At 57.2% G+C, this 4,498-nt stretch carries 6 protein-coding genes; all 6 read right to left on the bottom strand.

What is annotated here, in order from left to right; genetic code table 11:
* Nucleotides 1-268: 268 nt before the first annotated feature.
* The gene (locus B8991_RS20780; RefSeq protein WP_084355186.1) at nt 269-1,552 is read right to left on the bottom strand and encodes a plasmid recombination protein; all 1,284 of its coding nucleotides are present in this window, start codon (nt 1,550-1,552) and stop codon (nt 269-271) included.
* Between the two features lie 154 nt (nt 1,553-1,706).
* Nucleotides 1,707-1,931 (bottom strand): hypothetical protein, encoded by a 225-nt coding sequence (locus tag B8991_RS20775; RefSeq protein WP_084355185.1) that lies wholly within the window; start codon nt 1,929-1,931, stop codon nt 1,707-1,709.
* Between the two features lie 7 nt (nt 1,932-1,938).
* Entirely contained in the window at nt 1,939-2,340 is a 402-nt protein-coding gene (locus tag B8991_RS20770) for a DUF2442 domain-containing protein (RefSeq protein WP_084355184.1), read from the bottom strand.
* The gene (locus B8991_RS20765) at nt 2,333-2,572 is read right to left on the bottom strand and encodes a DUF4160 domain-containing protein (RefSeq protein ID WP_084355183.1); all 240 of its coding nucleotides are present in this window, start codon (nt 2,570-2,572) and stop codon (nt 2,333-2,335) included. Before B8991_RS20765 ends, B8991_RS20770 begins: the two co-directional genes overlap by 8 nt.
* 665 nt (nt 2,573-3,237) lie before the next feature.
* Nucleotides 3,238-3,624: a hypothetical protein gene (locus tag B8991_RS20760; RefSeq protein ID WP_084355182.1), complete on the bottom strand. Its 387-nt coding sequence runs from the start codon at nt 3,622-3,624 to the stop codon at nt 3,238-3,240.
* A gap of 41 nt (nt 3,625-3,665) precedes the next feature.
* Nucleotides 3,666-4,226, bottom strand: coding sequence for a helix-turn-helix domain-containing protein (locus tag B8991_RS20755; RefSeq protein WP_084355187.1), 561 nt, complete (start codon nt 4,224-4,226; stop codon nt 3,666-3,668).
* Between the last annotated feature and the right edge of the window lie 272 nt (nt 4,227-4,498).

Here is a 4,498-nt window from a genome sequence, read left to right as displayed (position 1 = left end):
TTAACCCATTGGAATCATTGGCTCCAAAATTTGCGCCTTCTAATGATCTAATGGAGGGCAAAAACTCCACGCCCGTTCGAGCGTGAGCGCTCGCCAGTAAGCTGGCGAACGATCGGGCGGGGGTGGAGTTTTTGATCGACGCAGGCGACGTAGGAGCCTGCTTATCCGACGGTGCAAATCTCGAACCGCTGCTGGTGAAGTCTGTCCTTACCACAAGCGAAACGCTGATCGGATGGGGTGGGTCAGGCAGGGAGGGGAAGGTTCTCCGTCAAATGCTGTGTCCGGTGTCATGAGCAATCCCCACGTCCCGCTCTTTCTCGTTGCCCTCATCAAGTTCGATCTCAACGCCGCGCCTGTCCGTGATGCTGTGTTCTTGCTGGGGAACAACCAGTCCCAGATTGATCTCATGGCGCTCCACTTCACCGTGGGCTTCTTGTGGCCAAAGGGATTTGAGATCATGCTTGGGGGCGTCAGGATTCAGCGCGTGTTTCACCATCTGTTCAGCGCGGGCCATGAAGTTACCGCACTTCGCTAGAACAGCCGCCAAATGCATCCGGTCTGATAGCTCCGGGAAAAAATCACGCCCAGCTTCGTAGCTGTCACCCCAATAGCTCATGATATCGAGACCGAGGCGACCGGCAGTGTCGTATATCCGCTGCGCGCCGTGTCTGACCGCGTTGATCACGGTCCATGGATTGTTGGTTTGACCCTCATAGACCTCATCCAGCCTCTCACCGCCTTCAGGAGGCTCGTAGTCGCGTCCCAGGGCCTTGTGACGGTTTATCTCGACCTTGAGCGTCAGGAGGTCGCTGAGCGTCTGTGTGGCGTCTTCTGACAGCTCTGCCACCTTCAACTGCTCCAAGAGCCTCTGAGGGGCCTCTGAGAGGCTCTCACGGGCCTTGTCCATGACCGCGCCATAGGTTTCGGGGGAGAGGTGCTGGCGTCGGGTGATTTCCTTGCGGGTGCCGCGCACAATCCCCGCGTCCAGCGTATCGCGGCACCAATCGGCCCAGGATGTCTGCAAGGCGGAGTATTCGTTGCGCTCGCCGGTCAGGGCCTTTACCTCGCCCATGGCCTTGTTGGTGGAGATCACAGGCTTGCCCCGGCTGGCCCTGACGGGGGCGATCATCAGATCCACCACGGCCCCGCCTTTCTCATCGAGATCGAGGCGCGAGCCGAACACGGACCCTGCGCCAGCCCAGCTTTCCGCCCATGCTTTCGCCTGGTCAAAGAGCTGGCGGTTGTGCGGATTATCGGGGTCATGCAGGTCGCCCGCCTTTTCCACCCATTCCGGCGAGACCACGCAGAGAGCCTGCAAGGCAATCGGTGCGCCCTTGCGTTCGCCAGCTTTCAGCTCGGCTTTGTGGGCGCGGAAGGCGGCGAGGTAATCCCGGTCGTTCTCGGCCTTGGACCACGCGAGACCGAAGCCGGGTTCAGCCCCTTCGCGCACGCGGGCCTTGCCGGTGATGTCGTGACGCTGGGCATGGAGGGACGAGCCGCGGAGCTGGGCGACAGTGGTGATCTTGTTGACACGGATGGCAGCTTTGAACATGGGCCGATACTACAGAGCCAGAAGGAATTGTCGAATCAATTGACAACCCACTAGGCAATTCTCTGCGAGCCGCTCCGCTAATTGCCATGGGCCAGAGGCGCTGCGCCCTCCTGGACCTCCTGCTAGAACGCCCGCGCGGCGGGGCGTGCGCTATCTACAGATCGGCGTCTCGGACGGCTTGATCGGGCCAGCAGCCGCCCCAATCATTCTCGTCGAACACCATCTCTTCGACAGCATAGGGCGGCCCCCTGAACCACGATGCATCCTCGCCGTCCGAGACCTTGATCGCGATGACCGTCCGAGTGCCAATGTCGGTGCATCGCCATGTGCCGGACGTGGTGACAAACTCACCGCCGATGGCAAAATCGCTGTGCTTCATGTTCGCGTTAGGCCTGCTTCTTCGGGCGGCCACCTTTGGCACCATTGGCGCGGGCAGCGGCAGCTTTGGCGGGCGATGTAGCCTGTCCAGCGCGGCGAGCCATGTAGGCCTTCGTGCCAAATACTCCCGCCAGCAAGCCACTCACCCGGAAATCCGCATCGAGGGCTTCCCAATGCAGCCCATACCCCGCGCCAAGGATTTCTACCGTTGCAAGCTCATCATGCGTGGCAGTTTCCAGCCCCTGTGCGAGGTGGGGCGGAAAGGCGAAGGTGCAGCCGTTGTTCAGCTCGACGATGATGCGCGCACTCTTGCGATCATAACGCGCTGCGGTCGCGCGCGGCTCGACAAGATGCGCAACCCTGCCCCGTTCCAGGGCGGTGTCGATTTCGGCGTCTGTCAGATCAGCCATGAAATTCCCTCCACTTGGCAAGAAACTGGTCCTGCTGGTCGCGGATCAACTGCATGGCGCGCCGCAGATCGTTGGCCTTCATGTTTTCAGCCCGGACAAGCGCTGGCGCACCGTCAGGCCCGATCAGGTTGATCTTGGCATGACCATCCCCGAACACATGCACATGGGCTGGCTCATGGTCGTCCGTGAAGATGATGACGCGCAGCCCATGCGCACGGTGAATCGTGACCATACAGAAGAATAACCCATCATGATGGGTTATTCAAGAGAGGGATGTGGCGGGCACCTTGATGCTTTCGAGCGAGCAAAAACCTTCAACAACTGCTCGGGTTTTGAACGAGGTTTGTGGCGGCGGAAAACTGATCTTTTGCCAGCCCTTCCCAAAACGAGGGTTTTTGGAACCGCCCCTTCCAAGGTCAGCTCTGTGGAGTAAAGCCACAGTTCAATCATATTCACTCAACTGATAGATGTTTGAGCAAGGTTAGGAATTAATGGTTATGGTCAGAATCACTACGGTTGTAATCGTATTGCTACTTGCAGGATGTGCTGCCGTAGAGATTTCCCCGAAAGAATATCCAAGATCTGACCTTCCGGAGCCTCAATTTACGGCGAAAACCTTTTGGTATTCCAACAATACCTCGGTGCCAAAAAGGAGGTTGCTGCGCGCCGCCGAAGAAAGATGTCGGGTTCTATCGCAAGTGCCAGATTCTACTTTGCTTTCACGGGGGCCCTACGGATTGGGTGGAAGTTGGTTTCTTGACTTTTCTTGCAGCCGCGCCGTGCAGAGCGCCGATATTGAATGAACAAAAGGACTTTCTGCGGACCCTTTCATGCGCTTGTTAAGCGCCTCCCAAAAACTACCCTTTGTTGAACGGTCCGCAGAGCTATCTTTGGCATCTAGTTTCCAAACAGCTTTTTCCAGAATCCGCGCGGGCGTTTGTCTTCTAAGAGAGTTGTCGCCTGCTGCCGCCATCGGTCTCGATCTTCGCGTAAATCGGTAATCACAGATTCCTTGTCTGTCAGCCGTTCTTGGGTTGCCTCAAGACGGGCCTGTAACTCCCTGATAAGCCCATCATCCCTGCTGTTCACTTTTGGTGTTTGTAGTGTTCTGTTCTGTTCGCTTTCGACTATTGCTGGGTAAACCCTATGTAGCTCTGATGGGTCGATTGCAAACGCCCCTGTTTCACCCTTCGTCGCTGATATACGCCCTGATTTTATGGCTTTTGAGATTGTTGACTTTGACCTTCCTGTAGCCTTTGAAGCCTCACCTAGGGTGTATACCATGGGGGTGTCCTATTGTTCGGAGTGTTCGGGTACTCAACCATTCACCCGTTTCCCTCTTCATCATCAAGCGTGGTCGCTGGAAGGTCCGCTTCCATGCCCGGAAAGGGTGGTTCAGAGGGTGGAGGAAGGCCGGGACCAGTGGGGAGTTGCTGTTCCCCCCGCCCAATCGAAGGAACACGGCGCAGAGGCTTTTGGTGTCCAATCTGATCGCGATCCGGCTGTTCTTCATCGGATACCACCACGGATGCACTGAACAGGCTGTATCGGATGCCGTCGCGTTTTCCTGTCCAGGCTACACGGTCGTTGATGATGTAGGCGTTGACAGTGCCATTCTGCCCGACCTGCCGGACTTCGATCCAGCGATCTTCCACCAAAACTGCGAGTGCGCGCTGGACGGTCCTGCGCGATGCCCGTGTCAGCTTCATCAAAGTGTTCTGACTGACAACCACCGCGTTGTGTGGGCCCACCCTCGCAACGAGTATGTGCATAAGCTGCGCAGCCTTCGGAGCCTTGGCAATCAAGGCGCCCCACGCTTCATGCGCTGCACGCTCTGTTTGAACCCAGTTTCCGCCCGTTGGACGGCTTTCCGGAAGTTGCTGCATTTGACGCCGCCCCATGTCAATCGTGACCAATTATTGGTCATGGATAGCCAATTATCGTTCCTGATTACAAGCGTAAAATAGGTCAGGTTTGGCCGATTTGTGGTCACGAATGACGCACCCCTGCGTCACCAGCTATGACGCACCCCTGCGTCACCAGCTATGACGCACCCCCCCCCTTTAACCCATTGGAATCATTGGCTCCAAAATTTGCGCCTTCTAATGATCTAATGGAGGGCAAAAACTCCACGCCCGTTCGAGCGTGAGCGCTCGCC

This window comes from Primorskyibacter flagellatus, assembly GCF_900176485.1.
Classification (GTDB): domain Bacteria; phylum Pseudomonadota; class Alphaproteobacteria; order Rhodobacterales; family Rhodobacteraceae; genus Primorskyibacter; species Primorskyibacter flagellatus.
Note: the sequence above shows the minus strand (reverse complement) of the source record. Positions and strands in the feature narration are given on the sequence as shown.

Coding starts and splice junctions, on each gene's coding strand:
- B8991_RS20780 (WP_084355186.1), bottom strand. CDS start 1,552: ATGTTCAAAGCTGCCATCCGTGTCAACAAGATCACCACTGTCGCCCAG.
- B8991_RS20775 (WP_084355185.1), bottom strand. CDS start 1,931: ATGAAGCACAGCGATTTTGCCATCGGCGGTGAGTTTGTCACCACGTCC.
- B8991_RS20770 (WP_084355184.1), bottom strand. CDS start 2,340: ATGGCTGATCTGACAGACGCCGAAATCGACACCGCCCTGGAACGGGGC.
- B8991_RS20765 (WP_084355183.1), bottom strand. CDS start 2,572: ATGGTCACGATTCACCGTGCGCATGGGCTGCGCGTCATCATCTTCACG.
- B8991_RS20760 (WP_084355182.1), bottom strand. CDS start 3,624: ATGGTATACACCCTAGGTGAGGCTTCAAAGGCTACAGGAAGGTCAAAG.
- B8991_RS20755 (WP_084355187.1), bottom strand. CDS start 4,226: ATGCAGCAACTTCCGGAAAGCCGTCCAACGGGCGGAAACTGGGTTCAA.